This is a genomic window from Mesorhizobium sp. M3A.F.Ca.ET.175.01.1.1, assembly GCF_004791945.1.
In the GTDB taxonomy this organism is placed as follows: Bacteria; Pseudomonadota; Alphaproteobacteria; order Rhizobiales; family Rhizobiaceae; genus Mesorhizobium.
In genome coordinates this window covers 1-361 of sequence record NZ_SRTP01000149.1, presented here as the reverse complement: position 1 = coordinate 361, position 361 = coordinate 1, and the positions used below count along the sequence as shown (strand labels likewise).

General features: G+C 70.1%; 1 protein-coding gene. It reads right to left on the bottom strand.

Annotated elements, in window-relative coordinates; genetic code table 11:
- Positions 1-361 (bottom strand): tetratricopeptide repeat protein (locus tag EN818_RS31125; protein ID WP_135906654.1); only part of this gene is annotated, 361 nt, incomplete at both ends.

Genomic DNA, 361 nt, shown 5'->3' with positions numbered 1-361 from the left:
CGCGCGCACGCTCCGGAAGGCGTTGATTGCCTCGGCATAGCGTTCGAGGTGATAGAGGACGCAGCCGCGCACATTCCAGACCCACGTCGGGGGAAACGGGTCGCGCTCCAGCGCCGTGTCCAGCGTGGCGAGCGCCTCGTCCAGCCGGCCGATATGCATGAGCCAGTTCGCACGGCCGGCGGCGATGTCGGGATCGCCGGGATTGAGGCTCTGCGCCCGGTCGTGGTGGCGGCCCGCCAGATCGTACTCGCAGCGGCGGAGCGCGACATAGGCCATGGCGTAGTGGCAGCGCGCGTCATTGTCGTCGAGGGCTAGCGCCGTGCGCGCGCTGGCAAACGCCGCGTCGAGCGTGTCTTCCCGG